This window comes from Streptococcus infantis, assembly GCF_047465525.1.
In the GTDB taxonomy this organism is placed as follows: Bacteria; Bacillota; Bacilli; order Lactobacillales; family Streptococcaceae; genus Streptococcus; species Streptococcus infantis_R.
In genome coordinates this window covers 38,212-60,866 of the sequence record NZ_JASGZS010000006.1, presented here as the reverse complement: position 1 = coordinate 60,866, position 22,655 = coordinate 38,212, and the positions used below count along the sequence as shown (strand labels likewise).

Annotated in this window: 24 protein-coding genes, 1 tRNA gene, 1 pseudogene and 1 riboswitch; of the genes and pseudogenes, 4 read left to right on the top strand and 22 right to left on the bottom strand. The window is 35.8% G+C overall.

Annotation, left to right across the window (positions count from 1 at the left end):
- Positions 1-4: 4 nt before the first annotated feature.
- The 7 genes from QM374_RS03295 to efeO all read right to left on the bottom strand — a co-directional run bounded on the left by QM374_RS03295 (position 5) and on the right by efeO (position 6,675).
- Complete coding sequence (locus QM374_RS03295) at positions 5-1,027, bottom strand: ribitol-5-phosphate dehydrogenase (RefSeq protein ID WP_414310852.1); 1,023 nt, start codon at positions 1,025-1,027, stop codon at positions 5-7.
- A gap of 4 nt (positions 1,028-1,031) precedes the next feature.
- Positions 1,032-1,739, bottom strand: a complete 708-nt coding sequence (locus tag QM374_RS03290; protein WP_006151754.1) for a 2-C-methyl-D-erythritol 4-phosphate cytidylyltransferase — start codon at positions 1,737-1,739, stop codon at positions 1,032-1,034.
- A gap of 298 nt (positions 1,740-2,037) precedes the next feature.
- Positions 2,038-2,205, bottom strand: coding sequence for a twin-arginine translocase TatA/TatE family subunit (locus QM374_RS03285; protein WP_000512114.1), 168 nt, complete (start codon positions 2,203-2,205; stop codon positions 2,038-2,040).
- Positions 2,189-2,920 carry a twin-arginine translocase subunit TatC gene (gene tatC / locus QM374_RS03280; protein WP_414310851.1) on the bottom strand — a complete coding sequence of 244 codons (732 nt, stop codon included), beginning with the start codon at positions 2,918-2,920 and terminating at the stop codon, positions 2,189-2,191. The genes QM374_RS03285 and tatC overlap by 17 nt, the downstream gene beginning before the upstream one ends.
- Positions 2,920-4,608, bottom strand: coding sequence for an FTR1 family iron permease (locus QM374_RS03275; RefSeq protein WP_414310850.1), 1,689 nt, complete (start codon positions 4,606-4,608; stop codon positions 2,920-2,922). Before QM374_RS03275 ends, tatC begins: the two co-directional genes overlap by 1 nt.
- Complete coding sequence (gene efeB / locus QM374_RS03270) at positions 4,583-5,797, bottom strand: iron uptake transporter deferrochelatase/peroxidase subunit (protein ID WP_414310849.1); 1,215 nt, start codon at positions 5,795-5,797, stop codon at positions 4,583-4,585. Before efeB ends, QM374_RS03275 begins: the two co-directional genes overlap by 26 nt.
- A 5-nt stretch (positions 5,798-5,802) precedes the next feature.
- Entirely contained in the window at positions 5,803-6,675 is an 873-nt protein-coding gene (efeO, locus tag QM374_RS03265; protein ID WP_414310848.1) for an iron uptake system protein EfeO, read from the bottom strand.
- 182 nt (positions 6,676-6,857) lie between these two features.
- On the opposite strand from efeO, the gene QM374_RS03260 reads away from it, so the two are divergent.
- Positions 6,858-7,157, top strand: coding sequence for a YbaB/EbfC family nucleoid-associated protein (locus tag QM374_RS03260; protein ID WP_000981533.1), 300 nt, complete (start codon positions 6,858-6,860; stop codon positions 7,155-7,157).
- A 46-nt stretch (positions 7,158-7,203) separates the two neighbouring features.
- Here the strand turns inward: QM374_RS03260 and QM374_RS03255 are convergent, their stop codons facing one another.
- From QM374_RS03255 to QM374_RS03200, 12 genes and pseudogenes are all read right to left on the bottom strand, one after another.
- Positions 7,204-8,967: a glycerophosphoryl diester phosphodiesterase membrane domain-containing protein gene (locus tag QM374_RS03255; RefSeq protein WP_414310847.1), complete on the bottom strand. Its 1,764-nt coding sequence runs from the start codon at positions 8,965-8,967 to the stop codon at positions 7,204-7,206.
- 8 nt (positions 8,968-8,975) lie between these two features.
- Entirely contained in the window at positions 8,976-9,566 is a 591-nt protein-coding gene (locus QM374_RS03250) for a 3'-5' exonuclease (RefSeq protein WP_414310846.1), read from the bottom strand.
- A 69-nt stretch (positions 9,567-9,635) separates the two neighbouring features.
- On the bottom strand, positions 9,636-10,127 hold the full coding sequence (locus QM374_RS03245) for a DUF536 domain-containing protein (RefSeq protein ID WP_049504976.1): 492 nt from the start codon (positions 10,125-10,127) through the stop codon (positions 9,636-9,638).
- A 176-nt stretch (positions 10,128-10,303) separates the two neighbouring features.
- A complete protein-coding gene (gene truB, locus QM374_RS03240) occupies positions 10,304-11,182 on the bottom strand; it encodes a tRNA pseudouridine(55) synthase TruB (protein WP_414310845.1) in 879 nt (292 codons plus the stop codon).
- Between the two features lie 3 nt (positions 11,183-11,185).
- Positions 11,186-11,990: pseudogene (locus tag QM374_RS03235) on the bottom strand (alpha/beta fold hydrolase).
- 31 nt (positions 11,991-12,021) lie between these two features.
- Positions 12,022-12,465 carry a GNAT family N-acetyltransferase gene (locus QM374_RS03230; protein ID WP_045763273.1) on the bottom strand — a complete coding sequence of 148 codons (444 nt, stop codon included), beginning with the start codon at positions 12,463-12,465 and terminating at the stop codon, positions 12,022-12,024.
- A gap of 9 nt (positions 12,466-12,474) precedes the next feature.
- Positions 12,475-13,749, bottom strand: coding sequence for a DUF2130 domain-containing protein (locus tag QM374_RS03225; RefSeq protein WP_414310844.1), 1,275 nt, complete (start codon positions 13,747-13,749; stop codon positions 12,475-12,477).
- Between the two features lie 80 nt (positions 13,750-13,829).
- Complete coding sequence (locus QM374_RS03220; RefSeq protein WP_060955659.1) at positions 13,830-14,627, bottom strand: formate/nitrite transporter family protein; 798 nt, start codon at positions 14,625-14,627, stop codon at positions 13,830-13,832.
- Between the two features lie 389 nt (positions 14,628-15,016).
- Positions 15,017-15,814: a formate/nitrite transporter family protein gene (locus QM374_RS03215; RefSeq protein ID WP_060955658.1), complete on the bottom strand. Its 798-nt coding sequence runs from the start codon at positions 15,812-15,814 to the stop codon at positions 15,017-15,019.
- A 71-nt stretch (positions 15,815-15,885) separates the two neighbouring features.
- Positions 15,886-16,533, bottom strand: a complete 648-nt coding sequence (locus QM374_RS03210; RefSeq protein ID WP_414310843.1) for a hypothetical protein — start codon at positions 16,531-16,533, stop codon at positions 15,886-15,888.
- A gap of 66 nt (positions 16,534-16,599) precedes the next feature.
- Entirely contained in the window at positions 16,600-17,016 is a 417-nt protein-coding gene (locus tag QM374_RS03205) for a hypothetical protein (protein WP_316108346.1), read from the bottom strand.
- 117 nt (positions 17,017-17,133) lie between these two features.
- The gene (locus QM374_RS03200; protein ID WP_045763277.1) at positions 17,134-17,643 is read right to left on the bottom strand and encodes a QueT transporter family protein; all 510 of its coding nucleotides are present in this window, start codon (positions 17,641-17,643) and stop codon (positions 17,134-17,136) included.
- Positions 17,644-17,741: riboswitch (PreQ1 riboswitch) on the bottom strand.
- Between the two features lie 28 nt (positions 17,742-17,769).
- On the opposite strand from QM374_RS03200, the gene QM374_RS03195 reads away from it, so the two are divergent.
- From QM374_RS03195 to QM374_RS03185, 3 genes are all read left to right on the top strand, one after another.
- Positions 17,770-18,204: a GtrA family protein gene (locus QM374_RS03195; protein WP_414310842.1), complete on the top strand. Its 435-nt coding sequence runs from the start codon at positions 17,770-17,772 to the stop codon at positions 18,202-18,204.
- A 70-nt stretch (positions 18,205-18,274) separates the two neighbouring features.
- Positions 18,275-18,655, top strand: a complete 381-nt coding sequence (mscL, locus tag QM374_RS03190; protein ID WP_414310841.1) for a large conductance mechanosensitive channel protein MscL — start codon at positions 18,275-18,277, stop codon at positions 18,653-18,655.
- A gap of 108 nt (positions 18,656-18,763) precedes the next feature.
- Positions 18,764-18,835, top strand: a tRNA-Arg gene (locus QM374_RS03185).
- 138 nt (positions 18,836-18,973) lie between these two features.
- On the opposite strand, the gene QM374_RS03180 is transcribed toward QM374_RS03185, so the two are convergent.
- The 3 genes from QM374_RS03180 to QM374_RS03170 all read right to left on the bottom strand — a co-directional run bounded on the left by QM374_RS03180 (position 18,974) and on the right by QM374_RS03170 (position 21,623).
- Complete coding sequence (locus QM374_RS03180) at positions 18,974-19,357, bottom strand: hypothetical protein (protein WP_414310840.1); 384 nt, start codon at positions 19,355-19,357, stop codon at positions 18,974-18,976.
- A complete protein-coding gene (locus tag QM374_RS03175; protein WP_414310839.1) occupies positions 19,354-19,746 on the bottom strand; it encodes a hypothetical protein in 393 nt (130 codons plus the stop codon). Before QM374_RS03175 ends, QM374_RS03180 begins: the two co-directional genes overlap by 4 nt.
- Before the next feature lie 86 nt (positions 19,747-19,832).
- On the bottom strand, positions 19,833-21,623 hold the full coding sequence (locus QM374_RS03170; protein WP_414310838.1) for a DUF262 domain-containing protein: 1,791 nt from the start codon (positions 21,621-21,623) through the stop codon (positions 19,833-19,835).
- Between the last annotated feature and the right edge of the window lie 1,032 nt (positions 21,624-22,655).

Below are 22,655 nucleotides of genomic sequence, written 5' to 3'. Positions count from 1 at the left end.
TCCATTATACTTCCCACTTAAAGACTGTCTTAAATGCGGTATTTAAGTCAGTTGCAAAAACTCGGTGAATATCTTTGATTTCTCTGACTGGTTCTTCTAAATAAATGATATTTTTCAAACGATTGGCAAATCTCTTAATCTCCATCATTTGAATCGCTTTTTCGAAGTCAATTCGCCCAGAACGTGAAGAACCTACTAACAATAAACCTTTTTCAAGTGAATCTCGAGTATTGATATTTACCTTGTACTCACTAACACCCATCATCAAAATGGTTCCCTGTGGTTTGATGTAACGAATGAGATCATTAATTGCAGGTCCGCAGCCATCACCACCACAACATTCGAAACCATGATCAAAACTAAGATCATCTGGGATGCTATCAGTAATGTAAAGCTCTTTTGCAAATGAGAAGAGTTCTAACTTCTCCCAGTGACGACCAATTACAATAATTTCAGCTTCAGGTAAGGTATAGTTGATAATATTAGCCATTACAAAAGCTAGACTACCATCTCCAATAACTGCAATACGCTGACGTCTGCTGTGAGAAACTGTCAAGAAACGATTCATAGCGTGCATACCCACACTGACAAATTCAGTAATGGCTGCAACTGTGTCTTCAATATCTTCGTAAGCTACCACACGATCCTTAGGCAGAGAAACAAATTCTCGCATAAACCCATCATAACCACTAGACAAGAAATAAGTTCCTGTCATATAGTTTTCATAAAATTCCTCATCACTCTGCATAGGTGGTTGATTAGGAATCATGACAACCTTCTGACCTACTTTAAAAATCCCTGTTGGATCAGAAATAACAGTTCCACAAGACTCATGAATCATAGCCATTGGAAGCTTTTTAGATAGTATTTTGGGATCACGTTTTCCTTGATAGTAACGTTGATCCGCATGACAAACCGCCATAAAATTTGGTCGAATAAGGATATGATTCTCTTGATCAATTTCTTCTTCCTGATATTTAATATTAATAAACTTTGGTTTTGTCAGTTGATAAATTTGATTAATCATATCTCTAGTCTTTCTCAATCATGCTTTTAGCAATCTTCAAGTCTGTAACTGTTGTAATTTTAAGGTTTGAGTATTCACCTTTTGCCAAGGCTACATCTTTACCCTTAATGACAAAGATTTTACATGCATCTGTCAAAATTTCTTTTTCTTCTGCTGATAAAGAACCATACAAGTCAATAAAGTCTTTACAGCGGAAGGTTTGTGGAGTCTGTCCTTGGTATAGATGAGCGCGATTTGGAATATCTGTTATGAACTGACCATTTGTACTTTCAACAATGGTATCCACCGCTTCAACTACAGTATCAACAGCATCATGATTTTGTGCAAGAGCAATGTTATCTTGAATCATTCGAAGTGTGATAAAAGGACGAACTGAGTCATGAGTGACTACGATATCATCTTCCGTAATTGGACGGTAAGCATCAATAGCTTCAATAATTTTTTCAATACTAGAATTACGATCCGCACCACCTTTTGTGATGATAATACGATCCTTGTGGAGTGGTAGGAATTTTTCAACTAAATCTTCTGCGTGTGTAACCCAGTCACCATGAACTCCAACTACAATCTTTTCAATACTTGGTTCCAAGACAAATTTTTCAATAGTATGAATCAAGATTGGGCGATCTCCCAACTCAAGAAATTGTTTGGGTAAATTACTAATCCCCATGCGCGTGCCAGTTCCACCTGCTAAAATTCCAGCGTAGATCATTTTAATACTCCTTTAGTTTGTTCTAAAAAACTCATTCTTTACCATTATATCACAACCTAGCCCTTTATCGAAATAAATACTAGAATTCTCTAGCCAGAAAGAGGGTTGTTACATACTTTTTGGGAAGGTATCTTGAATGATAAAAAGTAGGTTTTCAAATCCATCTTTCCATTAATATAGAGTTCTTCAGAATATTATAGAAACCTTAAAGAAACCTTAAACTAAATAAAAAAATTGAGATTGTAGCCAGAGATAATTCCAAGCTAACAATTCTCAACTCTATTCAATCATTTTTCGTTTATTTTTCTTCTTGCTCACCGATGCCCTTAACGGCTTTCTTAAACTCGGCAAGCATTTTTCCTACTGACTCGCCTAACTCTGGTAAGCGTTTTGGCCCAAAAATCAACAGTGCTCCAAGAACAATGACTATCAAGCCTGGTGCACCAATATCACGTAAAATTCCCATTTTTTTCTCCTTTCCTTTTTCTCTTAATTATCCATTTACTAATAGCGATACTAACCTCATACAAAAGGATTAGGGGAACAGTCATCGCTAAATCGCTAATAAAATCGGCCGGCGTCAATATAACTGCCAATACCAATAAAATGAAGTAAGCATAACGTCTATAAGCAATGAGTAGGCCAGGCCCAATCAAACCAATTGAGGTTAAAAAAGCAATGATAACTGGCAATTCAAAGATAAACGCTAGTGGTACAGTTGTTTGAAAGACAAAAGCTAGATAATTTTGTGCCGTTAACTGCGTTTCAAATAAGTTTTCACCCAGTCCCAGTAAAACCTGAAGTATAGCTGGTGTGACAAAATAAAAGCCAAAGACTAATCCCAAGATAAAACAAAGGAAAGTTGCAGGGATATAAGCAAAAATCGCTCCTGCTTCTTCAGTTTTAAGGGCTGGTCGAACAAAACTCCAGACTTGATAGACCGTAAAAGGTAAGGTAAGGCTAAAGGCCATCAAACTTGCCAAACGAAGATAAATCCATAAAATATCATTTGGTCCCAAGACGATCAACTTCTGACTAAAGCCTTGTGTGATAAATTGATAAACCTGATTGGCAAATAATAGTGAAAGGCAGAAAACCAGAAAGAAGCAAACAACTACTGCTAGCAATCTCTTTCTAAATTCTATCAAATGTTCAATAATTGTCAATTCCTTTTGATCCATCACTTTTCACCCTGTCTAATGGTAATTAGAAAAACTACGAGGATAAAGATAGTCTGACCTGCTAACCCTTCCCAACTAGGGTAAATTCCCAATATATCAATACTTGGTATTCCTGAGATCAGATGGTTTGGAATCATATTTGTCAACTGTAAGGCATGGATACTGACTCCCGTCATCTTAAAGGCTAAGGCATAAATCATCCAAGTCAGGATAAAGAAAACCTTGTGAGGTAGGAAAAATTGACTAGCCTTGTTCATCACAAAGGCAATCATGACTAAAACTGAGAGGGCTAGAGAAATTCCTAGGACAAAATCAAAACTAGAAATCCTTGGCAGAATCCCCACATAGAATAAAATCGTCTCAGCACCTTCACGGAATACGGCTAGAAAACTTAAAGCGAACATAGAAAGGAAAGATCCTGTTTTCGTGACAGTTTGCATTTGTGATTCCATAAAAGCATTCCATTTTTTAACAGAAGATTTGCTATGTAGCCAAATACCGATTAAAATCATCATGATAACCGCAAAAATCCCGACTGCACCTTCGATGATTTCACGGTTAGTTCCTGAGGTGACTGCTGGAAAGGCAATCTGTAGGATATAGGCAATTAAAAGACTGGCTACGATACCCGCAAACGCACCACCATAGACCCACTTGAGGCCCTTTCTCATCTTGGCAGCTTTCAAAGTTGTCACAAGCGCCATGACAATCAAGAGGGCTTCTATACCTTCTCGGAGCAAGATGAGCATGGCGTCAAATGCATTATAGGAAGCGCTAGTATCAATTTGAGATAGCTCTGCAATCAAGCTAGAAAGCTTTTCTTGATATTCCCTTTCCTTTCCCTTAACCATGATGACAGGACTTTCACTTTCAACCTTGGTATAAAGCGAAGGATTGGTTGTACTTACAGAACCCTCGATAGTTGGCCAAATAGTAATAAACTCCTTCATGGTTGCAGCTGCTTCGCTATCTTGATCAGCTTGAAATTGAGCCAAGGCCTTTTTTAAAAGATCAATTCCATCCTTTAGGGTCAGATTCGAAGATGTCGTCGCAACTTCTGTACCTTCAACAAAGTTAGTAATGGCTTTTTTCAAATCATCAAACGATGCCTGAATAGTATCAAAGTTAGTTGGTTCAGTCTCAATGCTACTACGCAAAAAGGAAATTGCTGTTTCCACTTGCCCATAATGAGCTGTACTATGGTCGCGAACCACTGCTTCATTGATGGTCCAGGTTGAATTCATTTTTTTATAGGCTTCTCTTACTGCTTCCAGATCTTGAGAAGCGATTGCCTTGTCTAAGGCTTCAAAACGAGGTTCTAATCGTGAAACAAGTTTCTCTTTTTCTGCATCTAGGTCGACTGGATTTTGCTCTTTCTCAAATGTCAAAATGGCTAAAGAAATCTGAGTTAGCTGGTCTTCAGTAATATCACCAGTTAAGGCTAACTTTTCTTGAACTTTACGTCCTGCTTCAGAGTCAGAATTCTCGACTTTCTCGAAATCTTTGGTCATTTCATCGATTAGTTTTCTTGCCTGATCTTGTTTACCTTCTTTAACAGCTTTAGTTGCATCAGTTATTTTGACAAAGTAGGGACTCAAATTTTCCTTAGCTCCTACCGGAAAAATCAACAGGAAGAAACAAACACATAGGAGGATAATACTTTTAAGGTTCCAATAATTTCTGCCCAATGTAACCTCCCTTCTCTACTCCACCAAAGCAGGCAAAAAGACCACTGCCTATATGGGTAACGTACTCATTCATTTTATCCGTAGCACCTAGATTGGTCTGAACTTTAACAAAGCTATCTGGATCCTTTTGAAAAGAAATAAAGAGTAAACCAGTGTCAAACTGACCAGTCTTTTCATCTATGCCATCAGAATAAGAATAAGAGCGACGCAGGAGAGGTTTATCCACTTCTTTTGCTAAGCGTACATGAGAATCGTCAGGAAGAAGACTCAAGTCCACCTCATCAAATTCGTTTTTCTTACCAAAAGGAGCTCCACTTTCCTTATAGCGCCCAAAGGTATTTTCTTGCTCCTCCAGATTGGTTCGGTCCCAAGTATCAAGGAACATCTGGATGCGACGAACGGCCATGTAGGAACCATTTTCCATCCAGTCCTTACTGTCTGCCCACACAACCTGATCAAATTCTTTCCCAGTAGTGACATTAGCAGTCCCGTCTTTAAAGCCAAAGAGATTTCGAGGAGTTTCCATACGATTACCGATAGCTGCAAAACCTGATTGACTCCAACGAAGAGTAACTGCATTTCTTCCCTTGCGAATAAGGTTACGAATAGCATGAAAGGCAACTTGCTCGTCATCTGCACAAGCTTGAATGACAATATCTCCACCCGTGTACTTTTCTCGTAACTGTTCCTTTGGAAATGGAGGTAAATCTCTAAAAAGTTTTGGACGTTTGTTCTCTAGTTTCATTTTTTCTAGGAAACTAGCCGAAACTCCAAAAGTCAGGGTCAAACGATGAGGATTAAGCCCAACTGTTTCTCCAGTATCACTTGGAGGCAAGAGGCTATTGTTACCATCTTTTTTAACCAATTCTCCCTCTACAAGTTTGGCACTATAATCTGTCCAATCCTTAAATAACTGGATGATTTTCTCTTTGTCAGTTGTATGCAAATCTAAAACCACAAAATAAATGTTTTTCTGCATGACAGTTGTAATGCCAGCTTGGTGTTTGCCATAGAAGGCTATCTTTTCATCCCCGTACGAGATTTTCTCCTGACCATCAAGCTTAGGTGCGAAAAAAGCAGAAGCACCGGAGAGACCAAGTGCGAGACCAGCACCTCCAATACCTGCTTTTTTTAGAAATTCTCGACGGTCCATTTTTCGTTCAAAAAATTTTTCGCCTTTGTTTGTCATATTACTTATTCTCCACCAAGAAATTTACCCATTTGTGATAATGGTTCACCAAGTTTTGTGACTGCTTCAGACAATTCTTTGGTATCCTCTTTCGTTAAGTCTGTATAGAGCTTATAGTGTTCCTTATCCGTCATGTGTTTGTCTAACAAACTATTGACATTTTTGAAATCTTCCTCTAGCTCTTTCACCAAGGATGCATCTGATTTTTCAAGCAAGGGCTTAAAGAGCTGGAAAATCTTTTCAGCACCTTGGATATTGGCACGAAAATCATACAAGTCAGTATGAGAATAAATCTCCTCTTCACCAGTAATCTTACTTGTCGCTACTTCATTTAAAAGGTCAACAGCCCCAGTTAGCATAATCTTGTAATCAACATCTACAGTCGCAATCTTAGCCTTCAATTCCTTGATATCATTTACCAGTTGGTCACCATAAGACTCAGTTCCTTTAGTTGTGTTTTCTTCCCAAAGGATGCGCTCAATACGGTGAAAACCTGACCAACCTTCTTCAGTCTTATTTTCATCTAAGTAGTCTGCCAAACGAAAGTCAATCTTCACATCGGATTCACCGAAACTCTCTGCAATTGGCTCTGAACGTTCATAAGACATACGGATTAAAGGGTAGGCCTTTTTAGCTTCTTCTAGCTTACCATCCTTCAAGAGTTGAACAAAACCTTCTGTATCCGTTAAAAGTTTATCAATCTGTTCTTCCACAAAGGTTTTGTAGTCGCTAGTTGCCTTATCCAATAGTTTTTGGTTATCTTCTGATAATTTTGCGACCTGAGATGAATCACTTGTAGTTGACGATTGTTCAAAACGAACTGCACAAGCAGATAACAACAATGCCGAAGATAAAAGGATAAAACCAAGTTTTTTCATATAACACTCCTATTAAATCATGGGAATCCCATTTTTAAAATTTATTATATCATAGTTTTTCTAATTATTCAATAAATTGTCAGAAAATTTAATGTTTACTCCTTTAAAATTAGAATAGACTTTTCTAGTTAAAATTGTTAAAATAATAGGGAAAATAAAAGAAAAGGAAGCTATTTACCACCATGATGAATATGCAAAACATGATGCGTCAAGCTCAAAAACTTCAAAAACAAATGGAGCAAAGTCAGGCTGAACTTGCTGCTACAGAATTCGTTGGAACTTCTGCCCAAAACCTTGTAACTGCTACACTAACAGGAGACAAGAAAGTTACAAAAATTGATTTCAATCCTGCGGTTGTTGACCCAGAAGATATTGAAACTCTATCAGATATGACTGTTCAAGCAGTCAATGCTGCTCTTGAACAAATTGATGAAGCAACTAAGAAGAAACTAGGTGCTTTTGCTGGTAAATTACCATTCTAATAGCATAAAAAGAGGCTGATGTTCAATTCAGCCTCTTTTGTCTTACCTAGAAAGTAAATATTTCTGCTGCTTTCTTGAGAAGCAAGTCCGTATACTCAGGATCTTCCTGAGCGGTCTCAAGCTCTTCTTTGATTCTTTCCAGATCATCTGTTATCATACCATCAACTCCCAAACGTAGGGACTTATCAAAGGATTCCGAACTATTGATTGTCCATACATAGAGTTTTTGTTTTGTATTCCAAAGCTTGGTTACAAAATATTCATCTAGGGTAGAATATTCCATGGTATAGCCTGTAGCATTCGTTCTTGGAAAAACGGAATTGTAGGGCAGAATGAAATAGACCGGAATTTCCTTATCATACTGAGTTACCTTCTCAATAACATGATAATCCAAAGATTGCATCTGATGCCCATAGACTTTAATCTTTGCCCCATATTGATCTAGAAAATGATCCATCATTTGGGCACTATCTTTTCGACTCGTTTTAATTTCGATCAGCAATTTCTGATGAAGGTCATTGGCACGATTTATATAATCATCAAAGCTGGAAATTTTGGTCTGATAACCATTTTCATAAATATCTAATTGCTTCAACTCATCTAAAGTTAAGTCTTGCGGTGTTACATTTAATCCCGCTAAACTTTTTAGGTTAGCATCATGCATCATGACAAACTGACCATCCTTGGTTTCCTGCACATCCATCTCAACTAAATCTGGTTTTAACTGAGCTGTTTTTTCTAAGGATTCAACTGTATTTTGGACACCATTTCCATTTGAGACACCTCTGTGAGAGATGACAAGTGGAGGATTGACTACGGGTGCTTCTAGATAAACATAACCCTCAATCGCAAAGAAGACACTGGCGCACCCCATTACACCCCATCTCATAATATGATCTTTCTTTCGTCTTGGCATAATATCCAACTCCTCACCAGTTAAAAAGGAGGTAAACTTAACCAAGAAGTAAGTCAAAGCCATATAGTGGATATTTTTAATCAATATATAGTTCGAAATAGCAAGAATCAAAGATTCTCGATGTGTGAGACCATCTACTAAAAACTGGCCAACCAATAGTGGGATTAGAAGTAAGTAAAAGAAAAGATTTGTTTTGACAACAATGAGAAAAAGATGCCAAGCGTAAAACCAAAAATGATTTCTGGTTTTTTCTAGACTGTAGACCACAGCATCCTTAACCGTCATCTTTTCAAAAAAGATTTTTGGTAGAACAAAAACCAACTTAACAGAAACGTATAGGAAGAAGATTGACAAGATGATAATACCAAGCCACCATATCCAATACTTGTCTTCCATGTAGGTCTGAATAAAATCAGGTATCACTATTTTATTAAAATAATAAATTTTAAAAATCTTCCTGATAAACGGAAAAATCATAGCGATATAAACGAAGATAAACAAGGCCTTGGAAAGAGTCAGACGTTTCATGAAGGCTATACTTTCACGAAATACCTTGCGACTATACTCAATCAAGGTTCGTTTTTCATGATAGAGAAGATGTCGAGCCCCAATGAAGAGGAGACTAATTTGAAAATAAGCCACTAAAAGGTTAATGGCTATTAAGATTAAAAAACCAAAGCTTACTAAAGGCGCATGTTTTAAAATTTCAAAAATATTGTTATAGGAAATAAACAAATAGCCCGTCTGATTTAGTAAAAAACCAGCTATCAATGAGTTCAGTGGCAACCAAATATAATCTACCAGCATGAAGATTAGAAAAAATAGAAAGAGGATTTTATCCAGATTCAGGTAAATCTTTTTAAATCCCAATTTTTTAGGTTTTTCAGGTTTCATAAAACCTCCTAATCAAACAGCTGTGATAAATCTAAACCACCGAAAGGATTAGAGTTTAGACTACTCTTGGAGTCCAGTAAGATTCTACTTTCATCAGATTCTAGGAAAGCTTCATAAACACGCGCAGTCATTCGCGCATCCTCTAAACTGTTATGAGATTGGCCCTTGAATCCTAGAAATTCAGCCACAGTCTGTAACTTGAGATTGGCAATACCATGAAGATCAGAACTACGTCGCTCAAAAGCTTCATCATAGAGATCGACTAGATATTGGCTACTATAATCCAAACCATGTTCCAACAAAATCGGTAAATCACTCTTGGCTGCATTATAGCCAACGATAGGCAATTGACCAATAAAGGCTTGAAAATCTTTGAGAACATCTTCCACCTTCGGAGCATCCTTCAAGGTTTCAGATGTGATACCCGTTAAACCGTTTATAAAACTTTTCAATGGTACATCCGTATGAACATATGAGTCAAATGCTCCTACTTCTTCACCATCTTTAAAACGGACTGCAGATACCTGAATCAAGTGAGTTTTATCTTGGTGTTTATTAAATTCCAAATCAAATGAAATATAATCTCTTAATTTTTCCATCTTATCCATTCCTTATTGTATTTGAAAAAGAAACTACTTGGTTATACCTAGAAACCAAGCAGTTTCTTTTTATCCTCCAAATAAGCGAGCAAAGAAGCCTTTCTTCGTTGCTTGTACTTCTTGCTTAGCCTGATCCAACTCCAACTGAAGGGTTTCTTGGTCCTTCATGGCTTGTAGGGTTAACTGTTGTTGTTGATCCAATTGCTTATCTTTTTCTGCGATTTGACGGTCTTTGACACGCATCTGTTCATCTTTTTCAGCTAACTGTTTGTCTTTGGCTTTTAATTGCTCATAAAGACGGATGATTTCAGCGTTCTTTTCATCAACAAGAATCTCCATCAACTCACGTTGCTTCACATCATCACTAACAGGTTCATCTTCAAAAATAGTTTTTTTGTAGATTTCTTCAAGCTTAATCAAGCCACTGCGAGTTACCACAGTGACTCCTTTATCATTTTTAGTCGTATCTTCTTCAGGTAATTCCTTGACACGGTTATTGATTGCTTGGCGGGACAAGCCCAAGACCTCAGCAATCTCACTAACAGTCATCTCAATACTCATAATATCCTCTGAAAGTTTTCTAGCTTTTCTTTATTTAAATATTATCATAAGCAAGCAAAACTGTCAAATATCACCGTGTTTTCAACCCTTTTTCAAAACAATCTCTCTTCTAAACTAAATTGTCTTTCAGCTTTTTCAAGTTAAACATTAGTCTGCAATTTTACCACCAGCTCTAATCAATTGAAAACCTTTCTTGGTTTATAAAGATAATCCCGTTTCTCTAAAATGGCTAATAACTTATCACCTTCAAAACCAGCCAATTCCTTCTCAGTTTGCTCCAATTCAATAAAGCGACCAAAACGCACTTCTTCTGCCTGTTCTGGAGTCAAATACACCTTAACTAAGTCACCTGTACCAATCTCTAAAGGATGAAGAAAGTCTAACTCACCAGTTTGAACCTTTTCCTCAATTTCATTCAAGGTCAAAGCATCATCTAACTGCAAGCCCGCAGCACTTGTTCGTGTTAAATGAGACATATGAGCTGCATAGCCAAGTTTTTCTCCCAAGTCAACTGACAAGGTACGGATATAAGTCCCTTTGCTACATTTTACACGAAAGCTAAATCGAGCAAGATTCTCCATATAGGAAATGGGACTGGTTCTTTCGAAACTATAAATCGTCACCTGACGTTCTGGACGCTCCACTTCCTGACCAGCACGCGCATATTCATAGAGTTTGCGACCATTGACCTTGACAGCCGAGTACATAGGTGGAATCTGAGTGATTGGACCTGTCAGACTGGCAATCGCTTGATCAACAATCTTTTCATCTAAAGGAGACAATACTGGTGTCTCTGCAACAACTTCACCACTAGCGTCTTCAGTTGTTGTAGAATATCCAAGAGTTATTTCTCCTTCATAGACTTTACCCTCGTCCTGCATAAACTCGACCATGCGGGTTGCCTTACCGACGGCAATGGGTAAAACACCGACAACATCAGGGTCTAAAGTCCCTCCATGACCAATCTTCTTAGTTCCTAAAATCCTACGCAGCTTGAAAACTGCATCATGCGAGGTCATCCCCGCCTCTTTTTTTAAGTTGATAATACCGTTCATTTATTAACTTTCTAAAAATACTAAAACTCTTTTTTGGAAATCCTTATTCTGTTCATAGAGTGCATGTCCACACCCTGGTAATATAATCAGTTGACTACCTCTGATATGATGATGCAATCCAAACGAATCATCTACGCCAAGAACATCATCTTTTTCTGCTCCAATGATTAACGTAGGGCAGTTGATTTTTTCCAAAAAATCTAGACTATCATGTTTCAAACAAGATACAGACTGAATATCAATACGTTGTTTATCTTTAATATGACCAAAAATTCCCATTATTCGATAAAGGTATTTAAATTTTCCAAAGGATTTAGTCGTGTAAGAATGACGAGCGATATCAATCATCAGATCTTTATAATTTCCTATTTGACTCAGGTTCAGCCAGCGACTAATTCTCTCCCCTGCCTAGATTACTTAGTTTTGCAGTGGTCACGGCTAAAATGAGCTTTTGAACCTTTTCTGGAAAGTTTACAGCTAGCCATTGGGCAATCATCCCACCTTGTGAAATCCCCATAACATAGGCACTGGTAATATTCAATACCACCATTGCTTCTGCAACATCTGCTGCCATATCCCGGGTGGTATAACCCTGCCTCAACTCATTGATTCGAGAAAAAACATAAATTTTGTAACGTTCGGCAAGTATACGGTATGTGATTGAAAAAGACATAGCCATACCTTTAACCGTTTGTAGTCCATCGCCCAATCCTGGTATAATTACCAGAGGTTGATTCCCTTTTCCAAAGGTCACATAATCCATGCTCTTATCGTTAAAATATAATGTTTTCCCTTTTGTTGAAGACATTACTTCGTTCCCTCTACTATTTTTTCATGATTTATTTATGTTGAGTTTTTAAATGCAAGGCAAAGCCGGCAGTCACTTTTTCAAATCCAACTGCCTGATAAAACTGATGTGCAGCATTTCGTTCAGCGGTTAATCCACTATTTAGAGCCAGTGCCTTAACTCCTTCTTTTACTGCTTGTTTTTTCAATTCATCAATTAGCCTACTAGCAATTCCTTGTCGTCTTGTTTCTTTTGCAACTGACAAAGCTAAAATACGATAATAAGATCCATCTGTTTCAAAAAAGAAGAGCTTTGCATAACCTAAGAAACCTAAAATTTCTCCGTTTCTTTCAGCTAGAAGACAGCCATAATGTGGTTGAGAAAGAATCATTTCTAAACGTCGAGACAGATTAGAAGCGGTCGTTGGATAGCCCAAGTCTTCGTATAAAGACAGTAGGGCTTCAGCATCTTTCATGGTTGCTTTTCGTATCTGCATAGGATCCTCCTAGTCTTCCTTCAAGGCTTCAAATTTTGCTTTCATAGTCGGATTCTTCCGAGTCAATTTTTTAACGGAAACATCATCCAATTTGTTGTTAGCAAGGCGGAGTTGGTTTTCTGATGTTGTTAGGAATTTCTTGACTTCTTCCATGCGTTTGATAGCCTTGTCAATTTCGTCAATGGCCTTACCAAAGTTAACAGAAGCTGAATTATAGTTCTTTGCAAAGGCTACCTTAAAGGCATCCAAATCTTCCTCGAAATGCGTAATGTCAATATTTTGCTCGCGAACCAAAGCCAATTCCTGCTTGTATTTGAGAGAATTCAGTGCAGCATTGCGCAAGAGTCCAATCAAATGGATAAAGAACTGGGGACGAATGACATACATCTTATCATATTCGTGACTAACATCGACAATCCCAGTATTGAAGTAGTCGTTATCAGCCTCAAGCATACTTACCAAAACTGCATACTCACAGTTTTTCTCACGACGATCCTTATCCAACTCTTTATAGAAGTCTGCATTTTTATGTTTCTTCTCTGTCCCGTCTGCTTCATTTTTCATCTCAAACATGATGGAAATGAATTCTAGTCCATTTTCATCAAAATCACGGAAGATAAAATCGCCCTTAGAACCACGTGCTGAAACCTTATTGTCCTTCTCAAAGTATGCATTTGGAAAGGCAAAGCTTCGAACCTTGTTAAACTCACTTTCTGCATAGTGTTCCAAACTTTCACCGATTGCCTTGGTTGATTGTTGGGCCTTGAAATTCTTGTAAAATTCAACCTGTTCACTAGCTGCCTTAAGCTGGGCTTCGTAGTTTTGTTTAACAGAAGCAAGAGAAAGTTCGTTTTCTTTTTCTTGTAAGAGGAGCTGATTTTTGACCTGATCACGTTCTTTTTCAAGATCAGAAAGAGTTTTTTGTAGTTGATTTTCATGCTCCAAGCGCAAGGTAGCCAATTGATTTTCGAGAGCTTGGACTTCTTTTTCTTTCTCTAGCAAGCTTTGACTAGCAGTTTGCTCTACTTCTCTTTTTGCCAATTCTTTTTCTGTATCAAAGTTGTTAATTTGACTTTGAAGCTGGGCAATTTCTTGGTCTTTTTGAGCCAGTTTTGCCTGTTGTTCATTTAAAGCTTTTTGCTCTACTAAAGTCAATTCTTGCTTGATCCGCTCATGTAATTCTTTGTCAAACTCTACAGTTCGAACTTGAGAAAGCAGTTCTGCATATTGACTTTCATTGACTGTAAATACTTCGCCACAATTGGGACATTTAATCTCGTTCATGTTATTCCTCTATATTTATCTATTCTACATTCATTATAGCATGGATAAACAAAAAGAAAAAGTTGGAATAAATCCAACTTTTAATCTACATATGTATCTTCGTTTTTGTTTAAGAAGGCGTAAGGCAATCCCATCAGTAGACCACCACCAATAAAGTTACCAATAAAGGTTACACCCCAGTGACGAAGAATATTTCCAATACCGAAGTTTGCGATTGAATCAGCAGCAACACTGAATTTCACGATAGCAAATGATGCAAAGTTTGCGGCGATGTGTTCATTTGTTAAGAATACAAACATGTAAATAGCTGAAAGAACTAACCAAAGTTTAGCTCCCCCATCTTTGACTAAAACAAATGAAAGAATTGCGATATTTACAAAGACATTAGCCAAGATAGCTTCAAGCAAGATAAGTTCATTTGAACGGCCCAACTTCATTTCCACAACTCCAGAAATAAAGCTATCATGGGTAAGGTTTGCATAAGCTGCTGAATGGGCGAATCCCCAACCTGCTATAAGAGCACCGATCAAATTAAAGAGTGTACAATATAGAAGAATTTCAGCTGTTTTTCTCCAGCTAATTTTTTTCAAAAAGCTACCAGCTGTCAAGAACATCATGTTAGATGTTACTAACTCAGCATTCAAGAAGACAATGTAAGCCAATCCCCAAGCGAAAACAAATGGGAAGAGGAAACGTCCACTACCAGGAGCAATCTTATTAATCAAGTCAGCTCCAACTGCACCAGCTGCTGTACTAAATGTTAAGAATGCACCAGCAAACATTGAACGGATAGCGTACTTGAATTTACTTTGACTGTAAAGACTTTCCTTTTTCTTACAAGCAAACTCAATTTTTGAGATAAATTCTGAAGAAACCATATAAACTCCTAAAACTTTTATTTGTGAATATTATAACATAAAATCGAAATTATGGGAAGGCTTTCTTAATTCTATTTACAATATTTTGATCACTTTTAGCAATCGTTTCCATTTACTTTGTATCAGCATCTTTAATGTTTTCAACTCTTTATCTTCAAATTCTCTACTCTATATATTTAATATACGTTTTTATTTTGTTCTATATGAATTTACAAAAGAGTCTCTTTATTTTTCAGCAAAAGTCCATGCACTAATAATTTGTTTGAATTTATAGACAGAGAAAATAACGTTTTTATCAAAAAGTTCTTTAGAAAAAAAATCGAGGTCTGGATTTTTAGTCCCGACCTCCTCTATTATTGATTTTCATTTTATTTAGTAAGAGCTAAGTGCTAATCAACATAAGTCTCTTCATTTTTATTAAGATAAGCGTATGGTAAACCTATTAGGAATCCTCCACCAATCAAGTTAGCAATGAAGGTAACACTCCAATGACGTAGGATATTTGGAATATCAAAGTTAGCAATTTGATCAGAAACAATGCTGAATTTAATAATGCTAAAAGATGAAAAGTTAGCTGCAATATGCTCGTTAGATAAGAAAACAAACATAGAAATAGCTGACAAGATAATCCAGAGTTTGGCATTGCTATCCTTAACCAAAATTGAAGATAGAATGGCAATATTTACGAACATATTTGCCAAAATCCCCTCCAACAAGACCAACTCACTAGGTCGTGCCAACTTCTTAGCTACAATCTTTGGAAGATAACTGTCGTGTGTCAGGTGTGAAAAAGCCGATGAGTTAGCAAAGCACCAACCTGCTAACAGAGCGCCAACTAAGTTGAAAAAGGCACAATAGAGTAAAATGATAAAGGCTTTTTTCCAATCAATCTTCTTCAAAAATGTTCCAGCTGTCAAGTACATCATATTTGACGTCACCAACTCGGCATTCAAGAAAACGATATAGGCAAGTCCCCATGCAAATACAAAGGGAAATAGGAAATAACCAGCACTTGGAACGATGCTATTGAGTAGATCAGCACCTATGGCCCCAGCGGCTGTACTAAAGGTTAAGAAAGCACCTGCAAACATCGAACGAATGGCATATTTAAACTTACTTTGGTCAAATAAACTTTCTTTCTTATGGCAATAATAATCAATCTTTGAAATAAATTCTGAAGAACTCATATAAACTCCTTAAAATATAATTGTTAATATTATAACATAAAATATTTTAAGTGGAAATAAATTTTTGTTCTTTACATTTGATTGTATTTAGTGCTAGCAAAAGCTACAATTTCTTCTGCAGTCAACCCTACCAGCTCTGAAACCCACAAGCCGACAATATCTGACAAAACAGAATCGCAGACATATTCATTCTCACCATGACCATATTTACAAGTAAATAGTGGAGTTCTTATCGCTGATTGATAAAAATTGAAGGCTAACTCTTGCAGTTTTTCTGGCTGAAATTCAAGTCCCAACTCTTGTGCAAGTAGAGTTCTCACTTTGTCCCACTTTTCGCCTTTTGACTGGTAATTTTGTCGTGCTTTGTTGATAAATCCCTGACAGAATTTTGCCAACAAATCCTTGTTTTGGTAGAGTAACCGACAAGAAAAGTCTGAGATAGAACCAGCATGAATTAAGAAAGTAAGCAAGTTATCAAGGCTTTCTGCTACCCGACCAACTTGGCCTTCACTCCCTATAAAGCCGATACTCTGATCTTCAAGAATTACATATTCTCCCCCGCTGCCGTCTTTAGCAAAGGCTATGTGCGAAAGAGAATAAACTTCATTGTTCTGAGAAAATTCAACCTCTTTCAACTGGTCATAAAAGAGAATATCGCATTCTTGCATCAATAAAATTCTTAGTTGTTTATCTTCTCTTATTACTTGTAGTTGAAGCATATTAGCTACTCTCCTGGCTTTGACAATTGTCACAAGTGACAACAATTCAATTTTAGCAATCGACTCTTAATAATAATAATAGATTTTAATATGGCACTTCTTGGCCACATTGGCAAGATTTTTCACTAACTCCTCGTTTCTTTTGCTTTTCCCAAAATGAAAAGTAAAAGATTTTCCATCTTTCCTTGTAAAGTACAGATGATACCTGTCCCCATTCATTCTTCTCCCTCGAACGTAATCAATATCAATCTGTCTAATTTCAGCTAGAGGAACAATCCTTTTTCTAAAAAGAATAATCGTGTGAATGTATAATCTTCCCTTTGCAATATGAAAAGGATCCAACATACTCCCACCACTTTTTAAAGATGTCTTAACTCTTTGGAAAAAAAGATAGAAATAAAATAGTGCTAAAAAAATTAACAAAAATCTAATGACCTGATTTTTCCAAAGGACTTCAAAAACTGAAATACGATAACCATACATATTAAAATAATCCCTTTTTTCTTTATTATACCACTTTTGTTGAGCTTCTAGGTTCATGGATAAAGAAAAAAACTGAACAAAGTTCAGCCATTTTCAATAATATTTCATGTGATATCTTTATCTAGTCAAATCAAGACGTTTACCGATTTTTCCGATAAGAATAGCACCAACAATGAGTGAAGCGAATTCTCCGATAGCAGTTGTAAACCAAGTTAAGAAGAAAGGTGCTTCTGCTACGATGTTCAATTCAGCAGCAATGGTGATCATTGAAATCGAAAAAAGAATTGAAAAGAAGAAATGATCTTTACGAATCAATCCATTAAAAAGATAGTCTTTTTTATATTTGCTAAACAACCATACGCCTAAACTTAGGAAGACAAGAGTTGATCCTCCACCAACCGCAACATCGATGATTCCAAAACTGAAGAAATTAGCAATCATACAGCCAAGAGTAACACCGATAATGTACTTAGGATTGTAAAAAGCAAGAAAATTCATCATTTCAGAAATACGGAACTGATAAGCACCGTAACTGATAGCATTAAGGGGTGGTGTGATTGTCAAAACCACATAAATTGCTGCGACAATGGCAATATCTGCCAAATCACGGACAGTAAGTTTTTTCATCTATTATTCTCCTTTAGCGATTAACCCGCGTATAATATGCTTGGTGAAAGAAGCTAAGCACCAAGGGTTGAACAAGTCAACCTTTCAAGTATAGCACATTTATATCCTTTATGCTATACTATTTTTATGAAAACTTCCATAAAAAAATTCTTCGACAATGAAATTCTGTCCTATTTATTTTTCGGTGTTGCAACCACTCTTGTTTCTATCATTGTTCGTATCACTATTTTTTACTTTTTCCAACAAGAATTATGGGCGACTGCTCTGGGAAATATAGCTGGAATTCTGTTTGCTTTTTTCACCAATGATACCATTGTTTTTAAACAGAAACGAAAACATTGGTTCAAGCGTCTGATAAAATTTACGACCGCAAGATTCATAACTTTCCTATTAGACCTGCTCCTGACCTTTATTTTTGTGACATGTTACCCTCATATTATCGGTCAATTTGTAGGTGATGATCCCAATACTATCAACACAATTGAGACTATTTTTGCACAGGTCACCATCATAGTCCTCAATTACATCTTCAGTAAAGTTTTTGTTTTTAAAAAACACTAAGCATATTTCTTGCATTCAACAGATGATTAAGTTATAATTTAGAATGTAAAATTACGAAAGGAAAAAGAAAATGTTAAAAGATCTTAAAGAATTTTTGCTCCGCGGTAATGTTGTAGACCTTGCTGTCGGTGTGATCATCGCTTCTGCTTTTGGTGCTATCGTAACTTCATTTGTTAATGATATCATCACTCCACTCCTATTGAACCCAGCCTTGGAAGCTGCGAAAGTACAAAACATCGCTGAGCTTGCATGGAATGGTGTTACATATGGTAAATTCTTGAGTGCTGTTATCAACTTCCTTGTAGTTGGTACTGTTCTATTCTTTGTGATTAAAGCTATGGAAAAAGCTCAAAACCTTCGTAAAAAAGAAGAGGTTGTTGAAGAAGTACCTGCTGGTCCAACTGAGTTGGAAGTTCTTCAAGAAATCAAAGCTCTTCTTGAGAAAAAATAATCATATAGAGGATTCGTTTCAATACTGAATCCTTTTTTTATTCACCTTTTGCTGAGTTTAGAAAAAACTTGAGTTCAGCTCTCTTTTTTGATATAATAATTAAAGTTTCCACCCTTAGTGTAATGGATATCACGTAAGATTCCGGTTCTTGAGATGGGGGTTCGATTCCCTCAGGGTGGATATTTTATAAAGAACTTATCAAAATTTGTAGATAAAGCTGTAAGGATTCAGGCTCTATAATATTTCTAGTGGATAAATTCCCTATAGATATTATGGAGTCTATTTTTATTGTTGAAAAGGTTTACTTTTACCTAGGCTTCAGTCTAGTTTTTTTATAATCGGAAAAGCTTCTGTAAGGACGTCTATCCCAAAATTAATTCCCTGTACTTGGTAGTGATAGATGGGGTCAGGATAAAACTTTTGAACTCTGTTTTTAAGGTGACTATCTATCATTTCAAGTAAAATCCCATCTGATAAACAGGGAAATTCTGGTCCGCTGAGTAAATCTTCTTCTAGTAAATTCAGGTCCCATCCCTGATCGATAGATCTGCAGAAAAGAATCTTACCAAAATCGATACAGTATTTTAGCTTTTGATTCTTTAAGCCCTCAAGAAAAATTTGTAGGTAATTTTCTTGAGAAAGTTGACACCGTAATTCATACCAATCATACTCTATTTCCTCTCCAATATGAACCCACTTCATCCTTGAACGACCTCTTCTATCCTTATATCACTCTCTTGATTTTTATAGAGAACTAAGTCAAAAACTAAATTCTTTGCACAAATACGAAAATGAACCAAGTCTTCTTCAGCCAAAACTCCACCCGCCCTATGAATCACTTCTGTAATCAGGCTACTGGTCTCTAGCTTACAAATAGGGGATTCAAACTCTGGCGAACTAGGAATCTGATGAAGAGTATCAAATAAGTTTCTATCTACGATTTGGTAAAAATGACAGAAGGGAAATTTCAATCGAATCAGATGTTTCTTACCCTTCAAAGTCATCGTAGAAATCTCGTAATGACTATTCTCACTAAAAGCTGCACTAGCTTCATATTCATCTTCTGGAATAATAAATTTCCACTCTAGCATTAAATCTCTCTCCACTATTTTCTCATCTCACACGCTTTCTCTATAAAAATCTAAAGTAGTTTGAAAAACGCAGTATTGATTTACTGTTAAATCCAGCCTTTTTCCTTAAATTCAGCAATACGAGCTAAATCCTCATCTGAAGGTTTATTGGAAACAATTTCTTTTGTAATAACCGAATACTCTTTGTTCCATTTTTTAAGAATTGCAATAATAGAATCTGAAATCCTGATATCTCTTTTCGAAATTGACTCTAAATTCCACTCTTGAATTTCAGAAAGTCCCATAACTTTTGTGATTTCGATTTTAGAAGCTGCATATTCTTTTTTCTTTTTAGCAAAGTAACAATTTCCTGCTATAATATTTAACTTCTTTTCAAATGGTAATTTATTGCCTATATGCTCGATTTTCTCTCGGATTTTATTATCTGATTCATCGATAAAGTAGTTAGTTTGCCACTTTTGAGGGAAAATATGCTCGATTTCCCATTTACTTGGTAATAATGAATCCTGATGTTTATAAGCAAGTGTTTTAAGCAACATTCTCACCACATTACGGTGAGGATTTTGGATTCCTGCTTCAAGTTGAGCTTGGTCTAGTTCTTTGAAATCAAATTTAGGAATATCTGATACAACAATTGCTGAATTTAATTTCAAAATATCACCTTTAACAGCATTGATAGTTGGAATAAGAATGTATTTTGTCATTAGTTCAGCGAGTAATTTGTTTAAGAATCTTGCAAATTTATCCTCAAAGTTTTTATCCTTACGATAACAAATATAATATATAATCACCGGATATTTCCAGAACTCATTAGGATATGAAGTAAGTGTATCTAATGTTTGTTTTATCTGTATATTTGATGACCAACTCTCATCTTCCAGCACTTCACCTTTATTAATTACTTTCCATAATTCGATCATTACGAATAAATTATCTAATAATTCAGATTGATAAAGGCGCTCAAATTTGTTACTCGAATAGTATTTTCTGACACCAGGTGTAGTACTTTTAGTATCTTTTTCCAAAGCTCTAAGATAGAACATATAGTAATAGAATAATTGTTGGATACTTTCATTAGCTGCTGTAGCTTGTTCATCAAGCTCTTTCCAGCGTTCAATAAATATTTCCTTATCTTTTCCCTCAAGATGGTTATAAATCTTAGCTTTAAATATATCAGCATCAGATAGCGGTAAACCTCTGTCATTTAAAGTAGAGAAAATAGTCAATGCTGTATCTTGGGTATCAGCAGTTATTGGTAAAAGAATAGCTTGATTTAATAGGGAATAAATGAACTGATAAATCATCAAGGGATTATCACTTGAATGTTTATCAAGTAACTCCTGAAAATGAATATAATTTCTAGAATAATTATCTTTAGAATCTTTATTTGCTCTTCCAGTTTCGAGAATTTTACGAAGAATTTCATTACCTTCATTATTAACAACACGTGATGTTAGAAGAGTAGTCTTATAATCAACTGTTCCAGTCAGTTTATTAGTTCGCCAGATTGAAGGTTCAATCTTACCAATAAAATTGTTCGCTTCTGGAGTTCGTTCTGATAATGGAGAATTAAATAGCTTTGTGTAAATCGCTCTTAACAATAAAAACAGAGAGGTAATACGTTGCTGACCATCAATAATTTCCTGTTCACCATTATCATTTTCATACGAAACGATACTTCCAAGAAAATACGAACCTTCGCGTTCAGTACCACCATTACTGACGGTAAATTCCCATAAATCTTCAAACAGTGTTTCAACCTGCTCATCTGTCCAAGCATAAGGACGCTGATATTCTGGAATAACAAATGGTTTTGTTCTTCCACTACCAAGTAGTGCCTCAACACTCTGCTTATTAACTTCTATTGTAGTTGGCATCTTAAACCTCCATATTATATTTGCTAAAATACTACATTTTTTTATTGATTATTTTAAAAACTATATCAAATCGCTTTAACTGGCAATCCTACAAACCCGACGGTTCGGACCGGCCTTATCATTTCGTCGGTTTCCCTCCTCATTCTACGACTCCTATCGCATGGGCGGAGCATCTACTTCTACTTTGCTACTCTGTACCTCGTACAAGCAGTGATACTGCCTCAACATATACCAATACCTTAATCTGACCCAATTAAGTATCCTTGTTTGAGTATTTATATACAAATTTTAAAACTTTCTAAAATCCATGTCTTATTTAAGTGTTTTTGACTTTTATATTTTATCATTTTATTACTATTCTAGATAACAATTTTTGGTTAAGAGATATATCAAAAGATATTAAGATGATCAGTATACTAAATGATAGTACTTATGGGACAATTCTTTAAAAGACATTCTGAACAAGTTATTCAAGTATCTTTTTTTATTTCTAGTTGAATTTAACTCTTTAATCCATTTATATTTAGATGAAATAAAAAATATTTAAAAGAAGCTAAAGTATATCTAAACGAAATACCAACAGTTTGAAAACAAGAAATCCTTTCCGATAAAACATAAAAGAGATGAATACAGGATTTTAAGAATACTGTATTCGGACAAGAAAAGATAGATATCCCATATTTCCCTTAAATGCACTAAATACGAGTACAAACTGTAAAATTTTTAGAAATACAGTGTAACATTTACTTTTAAAAACGAAAAATCCAAATTTAAGAAGCTCACTTGGATTAAACAGCATATAGAGCAGAATCCATGAAAGAATAATAGTTTGAGTCATAAAAAATCAAAGATGAGATTGAATGATTTTCAATTCATAGAATAATATTTTTTACAAACTATTTTAGTTTATTGATACTCGTTCTATATCCACTATGTTCTGTACTAATTTTCTATACAAAACTCTATTTCATCTAAAATTGTAACTTATTGTCTGTAGATTTATTGTATGAGAAGTGATTAACTATATATAAA

Coding starts and splice junctions, on each gene's coding strand:
- QM374_RS03295 (WP_414310852.1), bottom strand. CDS start 1,027: ATGATTAATCAAATTTATCAACTGACAAAACCAAAGTTTATTAATATT.
- QM374_RS03290 (WP_006151754.1), bottom strand. CDS start 1,739: ATGATCTACGCTGGAATTTTAGCAGGTGGAACTGGCACGCGCATGGGG.
- QM374_RS03285 (WP_000512114.1), bottom strand. CDS start 2,205: ATGGGAATTTTACGTGATATTGGTGCACCAGGCTTGATAGTCATTGTT.
- tatC (WP_414310851.1), bottom strand. CDS start 2,920: ATGGATCAAAAGGAATTGACAATTATTGAACATTTGATAGAATTTAGA.
- efeB (WP_414310849.1), bottom strand. CDS start 5,797: ATGACAAACAAAGGCGAAAAATTTTTTGAACGAAAAATGGACCGTCGA.
- efeO (WP_414310848.1), bottom strand. CDS start 6,675: ATGAAAAAACTTGGTTTTATCCTTTTATCTTCGGCATTGTTGTTATCT.
- QM374_RS03260 (WP_000981533.1), top strand. CDS start 6,858: ATGATGAATATGCAAAACATGATGCGTCAAGCTCAAAAACTTCAAAAA.
- QM374_RS03255 (WP_414310847.1), bottom strand. CDS start 8,967: ATGAAACCTGAAAAACCTAAAAAATTGGGATTTAAAAAGATTTACCTG.
- QM374_RS03250 (WP_414310846.1), bottom strand. CDS start 9,566: ATGGAAAAATTAAGAGATTATATTTCATTTGATTTGGAATTTAATAAA.
- QM374_RS03245 (WP_049504976.1), bottom strand. CDS start 10,127: ATGAGTATTGAGATGACTGTTAGTGAGATTGCTGAGGTCTTGGGCTTG.
- truB (WP_414310845.1), bottom strand. CDS start 11,182: ATGAACGGTATTATCAACTTAAAAAAAGAGGCGGGGATGACCTCGCAT.
- QM374_RS03230 (WP_045763273.1), bottom strand. CDS start 12,465: ATGCAGATACGAAAAGCAACCATGAAAGATGCTGAAGCCCTACTGTCT.
- QM374_RS03225 (WP_414310844.1), bottom strand. CDS start 13,749: ATGAACGAGATTAAATGTCCCAATTGTGGCGAAGTATTTACAGTCAAT.
- QM374_RS03220 (WP_060955659.1), bottom strand. CDS start 14,627: ATGGTTTCTTCAGAATTTATCTCAAAAATTGAGTTTGCTTGTAAGAAA.
- QM374_RS03215 (WP_060955658.1), bottom strand. CDS start 15,814: ATGAGTTCTTCAGAATTTATTTCAAAGATTGATTATTATTGCCATAAG.
- QM374_RS03210 (WP_414310843.1), bottom strand. CDS start 16,533: ATGCTTCAACTACAAGTAATAAGAGAAGATAAACAACTAAGAATTTTA.
- QM374_RS03205 (WP_316108346.1), bottom strand. CDS start 17,016: ATGTATGGTTATCGTATTTCAGTTTTTGAAGTCCTTTGGAAAAATCAG.
- QM374_RS03200 (WP_045763277.1), bottom strand. CDS start 17,643: ATGAAAAAACTTACTGTCCGTGATTTGGCAGATATTGCCATTGTCGCA.
- QM374_RS03195 (WP_414310842.1), top strand. CDS start 17,770: ATGAAAACTTCCATAAAAAAATTCTTCGACAATGAAATTCTGTCCTAT.
- mscL (WP_414310841.1), top strand. CDS start 18,275: ATGTTAAAAGATCTTAAAGAATTTTTGCTCCGCGGTAATGTTGTAGAC.
- QM374_RS03180 (WP_414310840.1), bottom strand. CDS start 19,357: ATGAAGTGGGTTCATATTGGAGAGGAAATAGAGTATGATTGGTATGAA.
- QM374_RS03175 (WP_414310839.1), bottom strand. CDS start 19,746: ATGCTAGAGTGGAAATTTATTATTCCAGAAGATGAATATGAAGCTAGT.
- QM374_RS03170 (WP_414310838.1), bottom strand. CDS start 21,623: ATGCCAACTACAATAGAAGTTAATAAGCAGAGTGTTGAGGCACTACTT.